A 16,564-nucleotide genomic window follows, 5' to 3' on the forward strand; every position below is an offset into this window, starting at 1 on the left:
AGTCCCTCAGAAGCCCATGCTCAAATGTTCAGCGACAGGGCCCAACGCCAGCGCCGGCAGGAAGGTCAAACCACCCACCAGCAAAATGGTCACGGTCAACAGGGTCACGAACAGCGGACCATGGGTCGGGAAGCTGTTCTGCCCGATCGGCGCGGTTTTCTTCGCCGCCAGACTGCCGGCCAAGGCCAGTACCGGGAGGATGTAGCCGAAGCGGCCGATCAACATGCCCAGGCCCAGCATCAGGTTGTGGAACGGTGTGTTGGCGCCGAAGCCACCGAACGCGGAACCGTTGTTGGCACTGGCCGAGGTGTAGGCGTAGAGCAATTGGCTGAAGCCATGGGCGCCGGGGTTGCTCACCGAGGCCACAGGCCCTGGCAGGCTGGCGGCGATCGCACCGAGGACCAGCACGCCGATCGGCATCACCAGCAAGGTCACCACCAACAGCTGCACCTCCCGGGCCTGCAGTTTCTTGCCCAGGTATTCCGGTGTCCGGCCGATCATCAGGCCGGCGAGAAACACGGCGATCAGCACGTTGAGCAACATGCCATAGAGCCCGGCGCCGACGCCGCCGAAGATCACTTCGCCGACCATCATGTTCACCAGCGCGACCATGCCGCTGAGCGGGTTGAGGCTGTCATGCATGCCATTGACCGAACCGTTCGACGCCGCCGTGGTGGTCACCGACCACAGCACCGTGGCGGTGGTACCGAAACGTGCCTCCTTGCCTTCCAGCGGTGCGGCCTGTTCGACGGCGACGTTGGCCAGGGCCGGATTGGGTTGGTATTCAGCCCACAGCGACGTCGCGCCGCCGATCAGGAACAGCGCCAGCATACAGGCGATGATCGCGCGGCTCTGGCGCAGGTCCTTCACGTAATGGCCGAAAGTGAACACCAGCGCCACCGGGATCAGGATGATCGAGGCGACTTCGAACAGGTTGCTCCACGCCGTCGGGTTCTCGAATGGATGCGCCGAGTTGACGCCGAAGAAGCCACCGCCGTTGGTGCCCAATTGCTTGATCGCAATCTGGCTGGCGGCCGGCCCCAGCGGGATCACCTGATCGACGCCCTGCACGGTCACGGCATTCACGTATTGCGCGAAGGTTTGCGGCACGCCCTGCCAGACCAGGTACAACGCCAGCAACAGGCACAGCGGCAACAAGCCGTAGAGGGTGGCACGGGTCATGTCGACCCAGAAGTTGCCGAGCGATGCGGTGGATTTGCGCCCGATGCCGCGACACAACGCAACCAACACCGCCAGACCGGTGGCGGCGCTGACAAAGTTCTGCACGGTAAGGCCGACCATCTGGCTCAGGTAGCTCAGGGTCACTTCGCCGCTGTAGGACTGCCAGTTGGTATTGGTCATGAAGCTGACGGCGGTATTGAATGCTTGCGTCCACTCCTGGCCCGGCAGGTTTTGCGGGTTCAGCGGCAAGTGGTCCTGGAACAACAGGATCGCGAACAACAGCACAAAACCCGCCAGGTTGAAGGCGAGCAAGGCCAGGGTGTACTTCTGCCAGCTCTGTTCGACCTGCGGATCGACGCCGGCCAGGCGATAACAACCGCGTTCGACGGGACCGAGGATCGGCGTCAGCCAGGTGCGCTGGCCTTCCATGACCTTGTAGTAGAAACGCCCGAGAAACGGCGCCGGGAGCAGTACCAGGGCGAAAAACCCCAGGATCAGCCAATAGTCATAACTGTGCATAGCCGCTCCTAGTTCCGGTCCGCGCGCAACAGCGCAACCAACAGATAAATGAACAGTCCCACTGCCAGCAGCAGCGACACTCCGTTCAGAACGCTCATGGAAGTTCTCCGTGTTACGGCGTATTGCCGCGTGTGGAGGTATTGTCGGCAGGGAGGCTGTAAAGGAACGAGACCGAGGGGTGTGGCGGGGCATAAAGAAAGCGTAAAGAGTGGGTTTATACCGGCGTTACAGCGATGTCCGGACTGGCCCCATCACGCTGAGCCTGTCCGTCAAAGTCAACACCTGTGGGCGATTGTTGTCTGAGTACATATCCGTTGCTGCGGTAACGGCGTCTTATGGTTTCGCCCTTACGGCGAGTCCCTTTTTCAAACGCCAAAAAGGAACCAAAAGGCTTTGCCCCACCACTCGGTGCCTCGCTTAGGCTCGGCATGCCCTCGCTCCGGCATTGCTCCGTGGGTCGCCGCGATGGGCCATCCCTGGCCCAGCGCGGCTAAACCGGCGTCCTGCCGGTTTCCCCACTGCGCAATGCCTGCGTTCGGCCATCGTGGTTAACGGGGCACCCAGATCAAAAGCCAAAGCGAGGCGGCCTTAAAGCCGACCTGGCTTTTACGGGTGTACCTGATCCCCTGTGGGAGCCAGCCTGCTGGCGATGGACGTCAACGATAACGCGCCCTATCTGGATGAGCTCATTGCCTGGGAGTCCATCGCCAGCAGGCTGGCTCCCACAGTTGGATCGCGGACAGATCTGCAATCAGGTCGGCTTTAAGGCCGCCTCGTTTTTGCTGTTGCTTTGGCTTTTGATTTTCTTGCCATCGCGGGCAAGCCCGCTCCCACAGTTTTTTGCAGCGTCTGGGCGAACGCATACCCCTGTGGGAGCAGGCTTGCTCCGGGCGGCATGGCAGAAAACAAAGCAAGGGTGAACGACGCCGAACAGGCATAGAATGGAACCACTGCGAAGTCCAATCGCTCAAAGTGGTATGCACGTTCGACAGGCGAAGCCCTCGCCCGCCGACCGGCTTTCAAGGAGGTCCCATGCCCTGGTATGCCTGGTTGATTCTGGTGGTTGCCATTGGCTCTATCGTTGGCGGTCTGATGTTGCTGCGCGACACCGCCCACAAGGTTGAGCTGACCGATGAACAGCGCAAACGCGTCGCCGAACGCAATGCGGAAATGGACGCCAAGGAAGCGCAGGACCGCTAGCTGAAAAATCGTCCGAAGCCTTGCACGGCATTCGGACGATTATCCAGCGGGCTCTTGGGTTCAGGCCAACGAGCAGCGATCGAAAAACCGCTCGCGCCCCAGCGCCATCAATGCTGCGCGCTTGTGTGGAAAGTCAAATTCCTTCTCGCAATGAAACCCCTGCCCTTGCATGTGCCCGATCATCTTCGCGTTGTCGGCACGGGGCTCGGCGACCACCCGCCGGGTCCGTGGATCATCGAGAAACAGGTAGTGCACCAGCGCCGACAGCCAGCTCGCCACCTTGTGCGGACCCCGGTGATGTTCTTCCCCCACCAGCATATGGATGCCACGGTCGTAATCATCCGCGTCATAGAAGGGTGCGATGCGATCTTCCTTGGCCCAGTAGGCTTCGAAATAGGCAAAGGGTTGATCGTCGAAACAACCGATCAACGTCAGGGTATGCGGATCGGCCTGGAGTTTGCCCAGGTACTCGCGATGCTGTTCCAGACCGCCCTGCTCCTGCCAGAAACTCGCCACCCGAGGGCTGTTCTGCCAGCGATTGAAACGCGCAAGATCCTCGTCGATATCCACCGTGCGCAGGGAAATCCAGGCCCCCAGCCTCGCATCGAAACGCCGATACACCTCGCCACGCGGTTTTGGCGGACGCAGCGGGTGACGCTTGCCGCCGCTGATGACCATCTGCTGTGGGTAACAACCCGTCAACGAGTGACCCACCCACGGCTGCGGCAACTGCCAGAACAGCGTGCGTTCGCTACGGTATTGACCAACCGTTTCGGTAGGCACCAGCAATGCGCTGAGCAAGGCTGCAGGCGGAACTTCATGCAGTTGCCAGAACACTCGCTGGCAAGCAGGGTCACGGGCGAATAACCAATAGCAAGCGGCCCAGACGCCTCGATTGTCGAGGATTGCTGCGCCCTCGTGCAGCTGCAGCAACAACTCGGGCTCGCGCGTCAGCTGCAACTGGATCAGCGGCAGGCCTTCAAGACTGAGGCTCAGCCCGGTTGCAGTTTCATCGGCTACAAGATTGCTGCCGGTGGGTAAAGGCAGCGCAGTCAGCACATTCGGATTGGACATGGGTCGGGCTCACGATATTCGTCGACAGGTCAACGGTTGACGTGAGCCGAGCCTGGAAATTTAAGCGATACGCGACCTGCGGTGTTCGCTCAGTTACCCGGCACCGGCAATACCGCGATTTTATAGGGGTCGAAAATCTTCAGCATCTGGCCATTATCGCGCAACCCTTGCAGCAACTTGCCGAAGGCCTCGCCGCTGATCGGCGCGGTCGGGCGCAGAATGGCGTAGTGATGATAGATCTGGTCAACCCGCTCGGACACCAGCAACTCATTGGCGACTTTCTCGTTGCGCAGAAAGTAATCGCTCAGGTAGGACCGGGTGACCAGGGCGACATCAGCGCGACCACGCAGCACCATCAGCAGGTTGCTGTCATGGGAATAGGTCAAGGTGGCGTTATGGTGAGTGGCGAGGAACTTGGGATCGGCATTGAAGTGGGCGAATTCGTAGTGGTACCCGCTGAACAATGCCAGGCGCTTGCCGGATAGCTCACTGAAGTAGCCTTGCTGGCGCTGGGGCAGGCGTTGCGCGACGAAGATTTCGGCATCTTCCAGGCCCATGTCGACGCTGCTGTGAGGTATGTCCCTCCAGCCCCAGTCGGGGTTTTCGAAAATCGCCATGTCCACCCGGCCTTGCTTGAAGTCGCCGAAGCGACGGGGAATGGAGGTGGGTACCAACACGAACCGATAGTCGCTTTGCAGGGTGTTGAGGGCCTCGACCAATTGTGGCAACAGGCCGGTGTCGGCACCGGACTCCGGGCGCACCGTATAGGGCGGAAAGTGTGCGGCACCGATGCGCACCAGTTGCGCGGCCTGGGTCGGCATGACTGATAACGCCGCGAGTACTGCCAGTAAAAATCGCGAAGCCGTCCGTATTGGCGAAGACATCAAAACAACCCACTCCCCCGAAATACTGCATCAATGCATTGAAGCTAGGCGGTTTCGCCCAGTTAGCCAGTTTCCTTACGACCCGCACACACGCCTTATTTGCCCGCCAGCACCAGTATCAAGGCCTCCTCGGCCAGTTGATCCAGGCTCATGCTGCCATCGGCACGGAACCAGGTGGTGGTCCAGGACAACGCCCCGGTCAGGAAGCGCCGGGTGATAAACACATCGCCGCGGATAAAACCGGCGTTCTTGGCCTCACCCAGCACCTGCAGCCAGATGTCTTCATAGATATCGCGCAACGCCAAGACCCTGGCCTGCCCCTCATCGGACAGTGACCGCCATTCGTAGACCAGCACCGCCATGGCCTCGCCACTGCCGCCCATGATGGACTGCAATTCGCAGCGGATCAGCGCCAGCACCCGCTCGCGCACGTCGCCGGCCTCGGCGATGGCCGCCCGCATCAACGCAGTGTTGTAGAGAATGGTCTCCTCCATCACCGCCCGCAGGATCTCGTCCTTGCTTTTGAAGTGATGAAAAATACTCCCCGACTGGATGCCCACGGCACCGGCCAGGTCGCGCACGGTTGTACGCTCATAACCCTTGTTGCGAAACAGGTGGGCCGCCACTTGCAGCAACTTGCCCCGGGCGCTGTCCGGGTCGGTCAATTGCCCGCTGTCGACCAACTCGCGCATGACGCTCAAGGCTTTTTGCTCATCCACCCGTTCTCTCCTACAGTCGATCAGTCCAATGCCACGCTCCCCGCGAAAACATTGGGGCTGCGCTGGCAATTTAAGCAACTGGCGAGGACCAAGCAAGCGCTCGGGAAGAAGATAGTTCAGTCGTTTACAAACCAAGCGCTTGCTTGGTAGTCTCGAAGCATTGCTGCTGGAGGTGGTTATGGAATTGACTGCGCCAAGAACAATTCGCATCGGTTGCGCCAGTGCCTTCTGGGGCGACACCTCGACCGCCGCCGCGCAACTGGTGGAAGGCGGGCGCCTGGACTACCTGGTCTTCGATTATCTGGCCGAAATCACCCTGTCGATCATGGCTGGCGCACGGATGAAAGATCCCCAGGCCGGCTACGCCAGCGACTTCATCGAAGTCCTCGCTCCCCTGCTCTCTCAACTGGCCGAACAAAAGATCCGCGTCATCAGCAATGCTGGCGGGGTCAACCCACAGGCCTGTGCCGCGGCCCTTCAGGCAGCCTGCGACAAGGCTGGCGTTGCACTGAAGATCGCCGTGCTGTTGGGCGATGACCTGCAACCGCAGTTCAAACAGCTGGCCAGCCTTGGCATTCATGAAATGTTCAGCGCCGCCCCCCTGCCGCCGATGTGTGTCTCGACCAACGCTTATCTTGGCGCGCCGGGCATCGTCGAAGCCCTGCGCCTGGGCGCGGACATCGTGATCACCGGGCGCGTGGTCGACAGCGCCGTGGTCAGCGGCGCGCTGGTGCATGAGTTCGGCTGGTCGTGGCACGACTACGACAAACTGGCCCAGGCGGCGCTGGCCGGGCACATCATCGAATGTGGCGCCCAATGCACCGGCGGCAACTTCACCGACTGGCGCGATGTACCCGATTACGAGCACATCGGTTTCCCCATCGTCGAAGTCAGCGCCGACAGCCAGTTCATCGTCAGCAAACCCGAAGGCACGGGCGGCCTGGTCACACCCTTGACCGTGGGCGAACAGATGCTCTACGAAATCGGTGACCCGCGGGCCTATCTGCTGCCCGACGTGGTCTGCGATTTCACCCAGGTCAAACTCGTGCAGCAAGGCAGGAATGCGGTCCGGGTGCATGGCGCAAAAGGCTTGCCGCCCACCGCCCAGTACAAGGTTAGCGCCACGTACCCGGACGGTTTCCGCTGCACCGCCAGTTGCCTGATCGCCGGGATCGATGCGGTCGACAAGGCCCGCAGGGTCAGCGCAGCGATCATCGACAAGACTTCGCAGATGTTCAGCCAACGCGGCTGGGCGCCCTACAGCGAGGTGAACATTGAACTGCTCGGCAGCGAAGCCACGTACGGCCCCCACGGCCAGCGCCAGGACAGTCGCGAAGTGGTGATCAAGCTCGCGGTGCGCCATCCGCACAAGCAGGCGTTGATCCTGTTCTCCCGGGAAATCGCCCAGGCCGCCACCGGGATGGCGCCGGGGCTCACAGGCATCGTCGGCGGCCGGCCGACGGTGTATCCGCTGATCCGCTTGTTTTCGTTCCTGATCGACAAAACCGCCTGCACGCTGGAAATTGATCTCATGGGCCAGCGCCACCCGTGCGCCCTGCCCGCCCTCGATGTGCTCGACAGCGCCGACCTGCCCGTGCCATTTGAGCCACCCCGACCCACGGGACCGGCTGACGCCAGCGTCGCCCTGGTCAAGCTTGCGGTCGCCCGCTCCGGTGACAAGGGCAACCACAGCAACATCGGCGTCATGGCTCGCGAGCCGCAGTACCTGCCGTGGATCGCCGAAGCCTTGACCCCGGCAGTGATCGTCGACTGGATGAGCCATGTCCTCGACCCGATCCACGGGCGTGTCGAGCGTTGGTACCTGCCCGCCACCCACAGCCTGAATTTCCTCCTGGAAAACGCTTTGGGTGGCGGCGGCGTGGCCAGCCTGCGGATCGATCCGCAGGGCAAGGCCTTCGCCCAGCAACTGCTGGAGATCCAGATTCCGGTGCCGCAGCGCATCGCCGACCAGGTCAACTAGAGGATTGCCGCCATGGCCTACGATTCGATTTTCAAAGCCGATCTGTTTGCCGGCCAGACCATCATCGTCACCGGTGGCGGCAGTGGCATTGGCCGCTGCACCGCCCACGAGCTGGCGGCCCTCGGTGCGCATGTGCTGCTGGTGGGGCGCAAGGCCGACAAGTTGAAAAGCGTCGCCGCCGAAATTGCCGAAGATGGCGGCAAGGCCGACTGGAGCACCTGCGATATCCGTGAGGAAGAAGCGGTCACGCACCTTGTCAGCGAATTTATCCGCAAGCACGGCCCGATTCACGGCCTGGTCAACAACGCCGGCGGCCAGTACCCATCGCCACTGGCCTCGATCAATCTGAAGGGTTTCGAAACGGTGATGCGCACCAACCTGCTGGGCGGATTCCTGATGGCCCGGGAAGTGTTCAACCAGTCCATGAGCAAGCACGGCGGCGCCATCGTCAACATGCTCGCCGACATGTGGGGCGGCATGCCCGGCATGGGCCACTCGGGCGCGGCGCGCTCAGGCATGGACAACCTGACCAAGACCGCCGCCTTCGAATGGGGGCACGCCGGGGTCCGGGTCAACGCCGTGGCGCCGGGCTGGATCGCGTCCAGCGGCATGGACACCTACGAAGGGGCGTTCAAGGCGGTGATTCCGACCCTGCGTGAACACGTGCCGCTCAAGCGCATCGGCACCGAATCGGAAGTCAGCGCGGCGATCGTCTTCCTGCTCAGCCCGGCCGCGGCGTTCATCAGCGGCAGCACCTTGCGCATCGACGGCGCGGCCAGCCTCGGCGGACGGGCATGGCCGATTCACAAGGCGACCCACAGCGAGTCGTACAACGGTTTCCACCGCGCGTACTTGCCTGACGTCCTCAAGGACAAGGAATAACCCATGCCGGTGATTGAGTCGCAACTGGACCCCCACAGTGAACAGTTCGCCCGTCATCGCGCGGCCATGCTCGACGCCGTCGAACAGGTCAGCAGACTTGAACAGAACCTGCTGGACAAGGCTGCCGAGGCCAGGCCCAGGTTCGAAAAACGCGGTCAGTTGCTGCCCCGCGAACGCCTCAACCTGTTGCTCGACCCGGGTGCGCCGTTTCTCGAACTGGCCAGCCTGGCCGGCTACAAGTTGCACGACGACAAGGACGGCAGCTCGGCCGGCGGCGGCTTGATCGCCGGGATCGGCTACGTGTCGGGCGTGCGGGTGCTGGTGGTGGCCAACAACAGTGCGATCAAGGGCGGCACCATTTCCCCCTCGGGCCTGAAAAAGTCCCTGCGCCTGCAACAGATCGCCATGGAAAACAAACTTCCGGTGATTACCCTCGCCGAAAGTGGCGGCGCCAACCTCAATTACGCGGCGGAGATTTTCGTCGAAGGCGCGCGCAGCTTTGCCAACCAGGCACGGATGTCGGCCATGGGCCTGCCGCAGATTACCGTGGTCCATGGGTCGGCGACGGCAGGCGGCGCCTATCAGCCGGGGCTGTCGGACTATGTGGTGGTGGTACGTGGCAAGGCCAAGCTGTTCCTGGCGGGCCCGCCGCTTTTGAAAGCGGCAACCGGAGAAGTCGCCACCGACGAGGAACTGGGCGGCGCCGAAATGCACGCGCAAACCGCCGGCACCGCCGAATACCTGGCCGAGAACGACGCCGACGGCGTGCGCCAGGTGCGCGAGATCGTCAGCCTGCTGCCCTGGAATGCGCGCCTGCCGGTATTGCCTGCCAGGCAATGGCAGGAGCCGCTCTACCCCATCGACCAATTGCTGGGCCTGATCCCGGATGACCCGAAAAAACCCTACGACGTGCGCGAGATCATCGCCCGTATCGCCGATGGCTCGAACTTCCTCGAATTCAAGGCCGAGTTCGATCAGCAGACCGTTTGCGGCCAACTGAAAATCCAGGGCCGCGCCTGCGGATTCATCGGCAACAACGGGCCGATCACACCCAAGGGCGCGAGCAAGGCGGCGCAATTCATTCAACTGTGCGACCAGAGCCAGACACCGCTGCTGTTTTTCCACAACACCACCGGATTCATGGTCGGCACCGAATCGGAGCAGCAAGGGGTGATCAAGCATGGCGCCAAGATGATCCAGGCGGTGGCCAATGCCCGGGTGCCGAAGCTGACCATCGTGGTGGGCGGCTCCTATGGCGCCGGCAACTACGCAATGTGCGGCCGTGGCCTGGACCCGCGTTTCATCTTCGCCTGGCCCAACAGCCGCACCGCCGTCATGGGCGGCGCCCAGGCCGGCAAGGTGCTGCGCATCGTCACCGAGGCCAAGCAGGCCAAGGACGGCCTGGTGCCCGACCCGAAAATGCTCGACATGCTCGAACAGGTCACCGCACAGAAGCTCGACAGCCAGTCCACGGCGCTGTATGGCAGCGCCAATCTGTGGGACGACGGCCTGATCGATCCACGTGATACCCGGATCTTGCTCGGTTACTTGCTGGATATTTGTCATGAGGCCGAAGTGCGGCCGCTGCAAGCCAACAGTTTTGGGGTCGCCCGGTTCTAGTCAGGAGAACAACAAGAATGATCTTCACCCAGGAACACGAAGCACTGCGTCGCACCGTTCGCCAATTCGTCGATCACGAGATCAACCCCTACGTTGAGGAATGGGAAAAGGCCGGGCGCTTTCCCATCCACGAGATCTTTCGCAAGGCCGGCGACCTCGGCCTGCTGGGCATCAGCAAACCGGAAAAATTCGGTGGCATGGGCCTGGACTACAGCTATTCGATCGTCGCCGCCGAAGAGTTCGGCACCATCCATTGCGGCGGGATTCCCATGTCGATCGGCGTGCAGACCGACATGTGCACCCCCGCCCTGGCGCGTTTCGGTTCCGATGAATTGCGCGAAGAGTTTCTGCGTCCGGCCATCAGCGGCGAGCAGGTCGGCTGCATCGGCGTCTCCGAAGTCGGCGCGGGCTCCGACGTGGCCGGCCTGAAAACCACCGCGCGCAAGGACGGCGACGATTACGTGATCAACGGCAGCAAGATGTGGATCACCAACTCGCCGAGCGCCGACTTCATCTGCCTGCTGGCCAACACCTCGGACGACAAACCGCACATCAACAAGTCGCTGATCATGGTGCCGATGAACACCCCGGGCATCAGCCTCAGTTCGCACCTGGACAAACTGGGCATGCGCAGCTCGGAAACTGCCCAGGTGTTTTTCGACAACGTGCGGGTGCCACAGCGCAATCGCATCGGCCATGAAGGCGCGGGGTTCATGATGCAGATGCTGCAGTTCCAGGAGGAACGCCTGTTCGGTGCGGCCAACATGATCAAGGGCCTGGAGTATTGCGTCGACAGCACCATCGAGTATTGCAAGGAGCGCAAGACCTTCGGTAGCGCGCTGATCGACAACCAGGTCATTCACTTTCGCCTGGCCGAGCTGCAAACCGAGATCGAATGCCTGCGGGCGCTGGTCTATCAAGCCACCGAGCAATACATCAAGGGCCAGGACGTCACGCGCCTGGCGTCCATGGCCAAGCTCAAGGCCGGTCGCCTGGGCCGCGAGGTCAGCGACAGTTGCCTGCAATACTGGGGTGGCATGGGCTTCATGTGGGACAACCCGGTGGCCCGCGCCTACCGCGATGTGCGCCTGGTGTCGATCGGCGGCGGTGCCGACGAAATCATGCTGGGGATCATCTGCAAGCTCATGGGCATCCTGCCGGGGAAACACAAATGAGTACCCTGCCGGTTTGCCAGACGCTGCTGCTCGAACTGCACAACGGTGTGCTGCACATCACCCTCAACCGACCGGACAGCCGTAACGCCATGAGTTTGCAGATGGTCAGCGAACTGCGTGCGGTGCTGGCGGCGGTGCACGATGACCGCGGGATCAGGGCCTTGGTGATCGGCGGTGCCGGTGGGCATTTCTGTGCCGGCGGCGACATCAAGGACATGGCCAACGCTCGTGCTCAAGGTCCGGGCGCGCACCGTGATTTGAATCGATTGTTCGGTGCGTTGCTGCAAGAGGTGCAGCACGCGCCGCAGGTGGTGATCACCGTCCTGCAGGGCGCGGTGCTCGGTGGTGGCTTCGGCCTGGCCTGTGTCAGCGATATCGCCCTGGCCGATCACCAGGCGCAGTTCGGCCTGCCGGAAACCAGCCTCGGCCTGTTGCCAGCGCAGATCGCGCCGTTCGTGGTGCAGCGCATCGGCCTGACCCAGGCCCGCCGCCTGGCCCTGACCGCGGCACGTTTCGACGGCACCCAGGCACGGCGGATGGGGCTGGTGCATTTTGTCGAGCACGATGCCCAGGCGTTGGCCGAGCGCCTCGATGAAGTGCTGGCCCATGTGCTGTGTTGTGCGCCCGGGGCGAATGCGGCGACCAAGAAACTGTTGCTGGCCAGTGCCGGACAACCGTCCGACGCCCTGCTGGATCAGGCAGCCGAATGGTTCAGCGAAGCGGTGACCGGGGCAGAAGGGATCGAAGGCACCATGGCCTTCGTGCAAAAGCGGAAACCGGGGTGGGCCCTTTAAGAGCTTCGCGGGCAAGCCTCGCTCCTACGGGATATCACGAGATCTGTAGGAGCGAGGCTTGCCCGCGAAGAGGCCATCACATTCACCACCTATCAAAGGGAATGAACCATGCCCGGATTCAGCAAAATCCTGATCGCCAACCGCGGTGAAATCGCCTGCCGCATTCAGCGCACCGCCCAGGCCCTGGGCTACCGCACCGTCGCCATATTCAGCGATGCCGACGCCGATGCCCTGCACGTGCAAATGGCCGACGAAGCGGTAAACATCGGCCCGGCCCCGGTGCAACAGTCCTATCTGAACAGCCAGGCAATCATCGACGCCGCCCGGCGTACCGGGGCTGACGCCATTCATCCGGGCTACGGTTTCCTTTCGGAAAATACCGCTTTCGCCCGCGCCTGCCAGGACGCCGGCATCACCTTCATCGGGCCCAGCCCCGAAGCAATCGAACTGATGGGCAGCAAACGCCGCTCGAAAATCGCCATGCTCGCTGCCGGCGTGCCCTGCATCGAGGGTTATCAGGGTGCCGAACAGGACGATGCCACCCTCATCCGCGAAGCCAACCGCATCGGCTACCCGCTGATGATCAAGGCCAGCGCCGGCGGCGGTGGGCGTGGCATGCGCCTGGTGCAGGGGGCCAGCGATCTGGCGCAACAGTTGCGCAGCGCTCGCTCCGAAGCCATGCACGGCTTTGGTAGTGACGAACTGATCCTCGAGCAGGCCTTGATCGAGCCGCGCCATGTCGAGGTGCAACTGTTCGGCGACTCGCACGGCAACCTGATCTACCTTGGCGAGCGCGATTGCTCTATCCAGCGTCGCCACCAGAAAGTCATCGAAGAAGCCCCCTGCCCGGTGATGACGAGTCAGTTGCGCCAGGCCATGGGCGAAGCGGCGCTCAAGGCCGGGCGCGCGATCAACTATGTGGGCGCGGGCACGGTGGAATTCCTGCTGGATGCGCGCGGACAGTTTTACTTCCTGGAAATGAACACCCGGCTGCAAGTGGAACATCCGGTGACCGAACTCATCACCGGACTGGACCTGGTGGCCTGGCAGTTGAACATCGCCCAGGGGCAAGCGCTGCCGCTGCGTCAGGAGGACGTGCAACTCAAGGGACATGCCATGGAGGTGCGCTTGTACGCCGAGGACCCGGCACAAGGTTTCCTGCCACAAACCGGACGCATCGCGGCATGGGAACCGCGCTTGCAGGACGGTGTGCGGGTCGACCATGGGCTGGTCGAAGGCCAGGACATCAGCCCGTTCTACGACCCGATGCTGGGCAAAATCATCGCCCACGGCCAGACCCGCGAAGAGGCCCGGCGCAAGTTGCTGCGGGCCGTACAGGACTGCGTGCTGCTGGGGGTACAGAGCAACCAGCGCTTGCTCGCCAGCCTGCTGCAACATCCACAATTCATCGGCGGCGAATTCAGCACCGGCCTCATCGAGCAGCATTTCGCCGAGCATCCCTGTTTGCAGCGCCAGGTGCCGAGTGCCGAACAACTGGCGATTGCCGCGGCGCTGTTCTATCAGGCATCCGCACAGGCACATCCGGTGGCGTTGGCGGGTTGGCGTAACAACGCCAGCGTGCCCCTGCACTATCGCCTCGCACTGGACGATCAGGACTGGCCGGTGGCGTTGCATGCGGTTCCCGGCGAGCCGCTGCGGATAGAAGTCGCCAGTCGCCACCTGGAACTGAAGATCATCCAGAGCGACGGCCGCTGGGCCACCCTGCAAATCGACGGCATCCGGCAACGGCATGCCTACCGCTTGGAGGCCGGGCACCTCTGGTTGTACGCAGATTCAGGCAGCCTGCGCCTGGTGGATCGCACTCAAGCGCCAGTCCGCAGCCAGGCCAGTGTCAGCTGCGGCACCCTCAAGGCGCCTATGGACGGTGCGGTCATCGACGTGCTGGTCAGTGAAGGCAGCAAGGTCAGCAAAGGCCAACTGCTGGTGGTGCTGGAAGCCATGAAAATGGAGCACCCGCTCAAGTCAGGCATCGACGGCGTGCTCAAGCGCTTGCAGGTGCAGGTCGGCGACCAGGTGAAAAACCGGCAGATTCTGCTGGAGGTCGAATAAGCCGCTAGGCGTATCCGTCGGCTTTGGCTACGCTCAAGCCCTATCAGCATGCGGATACCGGGAACCCTGCGATGCCTCACTGGTTGGTCATTGATCTGGAAGCCACCACCGATGAGGGTGGTTGGCCCATTACGGAAATGGAAATCATCGAAATCGGTGCCACCCTGGTGGATCACAAAGGCCGCGAGCTGGATTTCTTCCAGCGATTCGTGCGCCCGTTGCGGCGCCCCTTGTTGACGCCGTTTTGCCGGGAATTGACGCACATCACCCAGGCCAACATCGATGCCGCACAGCCCCTGGGCGAAGTCTGGGCGGCGTTCGAGCGCTGGTTGGGCCAACATCACCCGCGGCTTGAAGGCTGGGTCAGCTGGGGCGACTACGATCGCAAACAGTTGCTCCAGGATTGGCAACGCCTGGCACTCGATAGCGCCTTGAGCCAGGTGCCGCACATGAATCTCAAGCAGCGCTTTGCCAAGGCCCGGCGCCTGGAACGACCGTTGGGGCTCAACGGCGCCCTGCAACTGGCGGGACTGCAGTTCAGCGGCCAGCAACACCGGGCGCTGGAAGACGCACGCAATACCGCACGCCTGTTGCCCCTTGTCCTTGCGCTTTAGAGAGGTGACTAGGTCTTGGGCCTTGTGCATACTGGCCAGCCCTTTTTAGCCCTTTTCGAGGAATCGCCCATGTTTAAAGTCAACGAGTACTTCGACGGCACCGTCAAGTCGATCGCCTTTGGCACCGCTGAAGGTCCAGCGACCATCGGCGTCATGGCTCCGGGCGAATACGAGTTTGGCACCAGCCAGCGTGAAATCATGCACGTGGTGTCCGGCGCCCTGACCGTCAAGCTCCCGGACAGCAGCGACTGGGAAACCTTCGCCGCCGGCAGCCAGTTCAACGTGCCAGCCAACAGCAAGTTCCAGCTCAAAGTGGCCGTCGACACGGCCTACCTGTGCGAATACCGCGGCTAAAACCGCCGGGTTCACCGTGATAAAAAATGCCCGTGTCCAGCGACACGGGCATTTTTCGTTGAAGGGCGTTTATTCGAGCACGGTGACAGGCATGCCGACTTCGAGCCGGCCATTGCCGTCGTTGACCAGATTCTGCCCAAACATCGCACCCTCGGCCTGGGCACGGTACTGCTGCAAGGTGGCGAAGGGTTCGCGGTCAGCGCTACGCTCGCCGGTTTGCGGGTCGATGGTGGTCAGGATGCAGCGTGAACAGGACTTGACCACGCGGAACTCGACGTCGCCAATGCGCAGGCGCTTCCAGCCATCCTCGGCAAACGCTTCGCTGCCCTCGATCACCAGATTTGGCCGGAAACGCAGCATCTCCATTGGGCGCCCGACCCGTTGCGATAAATCCTCAAGCGATGCCTGGCCGATCAGCAACAACGGGAAGCCATCGGCGAAGGCAACCTGATCGTCGTCCTTGCCATAGCCCGATTCGGTGCTGCGTGCACGGTCCAGCGGCACCTGCACCAGGCGCGTCGGCTTGCCGATGAACCGGCTGACCCAGGCGGCGGCCGCATCGCCGGCATCGGGCACGCGCAAGCTGTCACGCCAGATGGTCACGCCACGCAATTGGGCATCACTGGCGGGCAAGGCGACATCGATCGGCGCATGGCCGGGGGCGCTGAGGGTCAATCCACCCTCGGCATTCCACAACGCCGACAACTGGCTCATCTGCGCCACCGCGCGCTGGGTCAAAAAGCGTCCGCTGGCTTCATCCACCAACATCCAGCGTCGATCGCCGTCCAGCCCCAGCTTGTCGAGGCGGACCTGTTGCAGGATCTCCCCTTTGCCGGATTTCAACGGATAACGATACAGCGCGCTCAGACGCAACATGGCCAGCTCCCTGATGGACAAAACGCCACCCTATACGAGCTTGATCATCGAATCAAAGGTCCCCAACTTTGTAGGAGCGAAGGCGGCCTGACAGCCGACCTGGATTTTGTTTACTGTGTACATATCCATTCCTGCGGTAACGGCCACCTATGGTTTCGCCCTTACGGCGAGTCACTTGGAAAAGCCCCAAGTAACCAAGGGCCCTTGCCCCTGGCGTTCGGTGCCTCGCTAATGCTCGGCATACCCTCGCTCCGGTCCTGCTCCGTGGGCCCGCCGCGATGGGCCATCCCTGGCCCAGCGCGGCTAAACCGGCATCCTTGCCGGTTTACCCACTGCGCAGAACCTCCACTCGGCCTCTCGATGGGGCAAGAAAATCAAAAGCCAGAGCAAGATCAAAAGCCAAAGCCAAAGCCAAGGCGAGGCGGCCTTAAAGCCGACCTGATTTTGCGGGTGTACCCGACCCCCCGTAGGAGCCAGGCTTGCCGGCGAAGAACGATGACGCGGTACAAAAGATACACCGCAGCGTCTGGTTCGCCGGCAAGCCTGGCTCCTACAGAGGATTGGGGGGTATCTGCAAAGATCAGGTCGGCTTTAAGGCCGCCTCGCTTTGCTTTGGATTT

General features: G+C 62.2%; 15 protein-coding genes. 9 read left to right on the forward strand and 6 right to left on the reverse strand.

Translation table 11 applies throughout. The features are described 5' to 3' along the window. Nucleotides 1–6 precede the first annotated feature (6 nt). Both kdpA and kdpF read right to left on the reverse strand, forming a co-directional pair. Entirely contained in the window at nucleotides 7–1,701 is a 1,695-nt protein-coding gene (gene kdpA, locus OH720_RS24080) for a potassium-transporting ATPase subunit KdpA (RefSeq protein WP_272603175.1), read from the reverse strand. An 8-nt stretch (nucleotides 1,702–1,709) separates the two neighbouring features. Further along, the gene (gene kdpF / locus OH720_RS24085) at nucleotides 1,710–1,799 is read right to left on the reverse strand and encodes a K(+)-transporting ATPase subunit F (protein ID WP_073472395.1); all 90 of its coding nucleotides are present in this window, start codon (nucleotides 1,797–1,799) and stop codon (nucleotides 1,710–1,712) included. A gap of 934 nt (nucleotides 1,800–2,733) precedes the next feature. Between kdpF and OH720_RS24090 the strand changes: the two genes are divergently transcribed. Further along, nucleotides 2,734–2,901, forward strand: coding sequence for a DUF2897 family protein (locus tag OH720_RS24090; protein WP_272603176.1), 168 nt, complete (start codon nucleotides 2,734–2,736; stop codon nucleotides 2,899–2,901). Between the two features lie 60 nt (nucleotides 2,902–2,961). Here OH720_RS24090 and OH720_RS24095 read toward each other — a convergent pair whose 3' ends face one another. The 3 genes from OH720_RS24095 to OH720_RS24105 all read right to left on the reverse strand — a co-directional run bounded on the left by OH720_RS24095 (nucleotide 2,962) and on the right by OH720_RS24105 (nucleotide 5,578). Next, nucleotides 2,962–3,975: a GNAT family N-acetyltransferase gene (locus OH720_RS24095; RefSeq protein ID WP_272603177.1), complete on the reverse strand. Its 1,014-nt coding sequence runs from the start codon at nucleotides 3,973–3,975 to the stop codon at nucleotides 2,962–2,964. Nucleotides 3,976–4,064: 89 nt separating this feature from the next. Next, nucleotides 4,065–4,859: a substrate-binding periplasmic protein gene (locus OH720_RS24100; RefSeq protein ID WP_272603178.1), complete on the reverse strand. Its 795-nt coding sequence runs from the start codon at nucleotides 4,857–4,859 to the stop codon at nucleotides 4,065–4,067. 95 nt (nucleotides 4,860–4,954) lie between these two features. Then, nucleotides 4,955–5,578, reverse strand: a complete 624-nt coding sequence (locus OH720_RS24105) for a TetR/AcrR family transcriptional regulator (RefSeq protein WP_272603179.1) — start codon at nucleotides 5,576–5,578, stop codon at nucleotides 4,955–4,957. A 178-nt stretch (nucleotides 5,579–5,756) separates the two neighbouring features. Here OH720_RS24105 and OH720_RS24110 point away from each other — a divergent pair, with 178 nt between their 5' ends. The 8 genes from OH720_RS24110 to ppnP all read left to right on the forward strand — a co-directional run bounded on the left by OH720_RS24110 (nucleotide 5,757) and on the right by ppnP (nucleotide 15,068). Beyond that, nucleotides 5,757–7,559, forward strand: coding sequence for an acyclic terpene utilization AtuA family protein (locus OH720_RS24110; protein WP_180202593.1), 1,803 nt, complete (start codon nucleotides 5,757–5,759; stop codon nucleotides 7,557–7,559). A 12-nt stretch (nucleotides 7,560–7,571) separates the two neighbouring features. Beyond that, the gene (locus OH720_RS24115) at nucleotides 7,572–8,441 is read left to right on the forward strand and encodes an SDR family oxidoreductase (protein WP_272603180.1); all 870 of its coding nucleotides are present in this window, start codon (nucleotides 7,572–7,574) and stop codon (nucleotides 8,439–8,441) included. Between the two features lie 3 nt (nucleotides 8,442–8,444). Beyond that, complete coding sequence (atuC, locus tag OH720_RS24120) at nucleotides 8,445–10,061, forward strand: geranyl-CoA carboxylase subunit beta (protein WP_272603181.1); 1,617 nt, start codon at nucleotides 8,445–8,447, stop codon at nucleotides 10,059–10,061. Nucleotides 10,062–10,078: 17 nt separating this feature from the next. Beyond that, the gene (gene atuD, locus OH720_RS24125; protein ID WP_272603182.1) at nucleotides 10,079–11,236 is read left to right on the forward strand and encodes a citronellyl-CoA dehydrogenase; all 1,158 of its coding nucleotides are present in this window, start codon (nucleotides 10,079–10,081) and stop codon (nucleotides 11,234–11,236) included. Further along, a complete protein-coding gene (locus OH720_RS24130; RefSeq protein ID WP_272603183.1) occupies nucleotides 11,233–12,030 on the forward strand; it encodes an enoyl-CoA hydratase/isomerase family protein in 798 nt (265 codons plus the stop codon). The genes atuD and OH720_RS24130 overlap by 4 nt, the downstream gene beginning before the upstream one ends. A 108-nt stretch (nucleotides 12,031–12,138) precedes the next feature. Continuing rightward, nucleotides 12,139–14,100 (forward strand): acetyl/propionyl/methylcrotonyl-CoA carboxylase subunit alpha, encoded by a 1,962-nt coding sequence (locus OH720_RS24135; protein WP_272603184.1) that lies wholly within the window; start codon nucleotides 12,139–12,141, stop codon nucleotides 14,098–14,100. 71 nt (nucleotides 14,101–14,171) lie between these two features. Further along, nucleotides 14,172–14,714, forward strand: coding sequence for an exonuclease domain-containing protein (locus tag OH720_RS24140; protein ID WP_272603185.1), 543 nt, complete (start codon nucleotides 14,172–14,174; stop codon nucleotides 14,712–14,714). A gap of 69 nt (nucleotides 14,715–14,783) precedes the next feature. Then, nucleotides 14,784–15,068 (forward strand): pyrimidine/purine nucleoside phosphorylase, encoded by a 285-nt coding sequence (gene ppnP / locus OH720_RS24145; RefSeq protein ID WP_007940055.1) that lies wholly within the window; start codon nucleotides 14,784–14,786, stop codon nucleotides 15,066–15,068. Nucleotides 15,069–15,137: 69 nt separating this feature from the next. Here the strand turns inward: ppnP and OH720_RS24150 are convergent, their stop codons facing one another. Beyond that, nucleotides 15,138–15,944, reverse strand: coding sequence for an MOSC domain-containing protein (locus OH720_RS24150; protein WP_272603186.1), 807 nt, complete (start codon nucleotides 15,942–15,944; stop codon nucleotides 15,138–15,140). Nucleotides 15,945–16,564: the final 620 nt, after the last annotated feature.

This window comes from Pseudomonas sp. WJP1 (assembly GCF_028471945.1).
In the GTDB taxonomy this organism is placed as follows: Bacteria; Pseudomonadota; Gammaproteobacteria; order Pseudomonadales; family Pseudomonadaceae; genus Aquipseudomonas.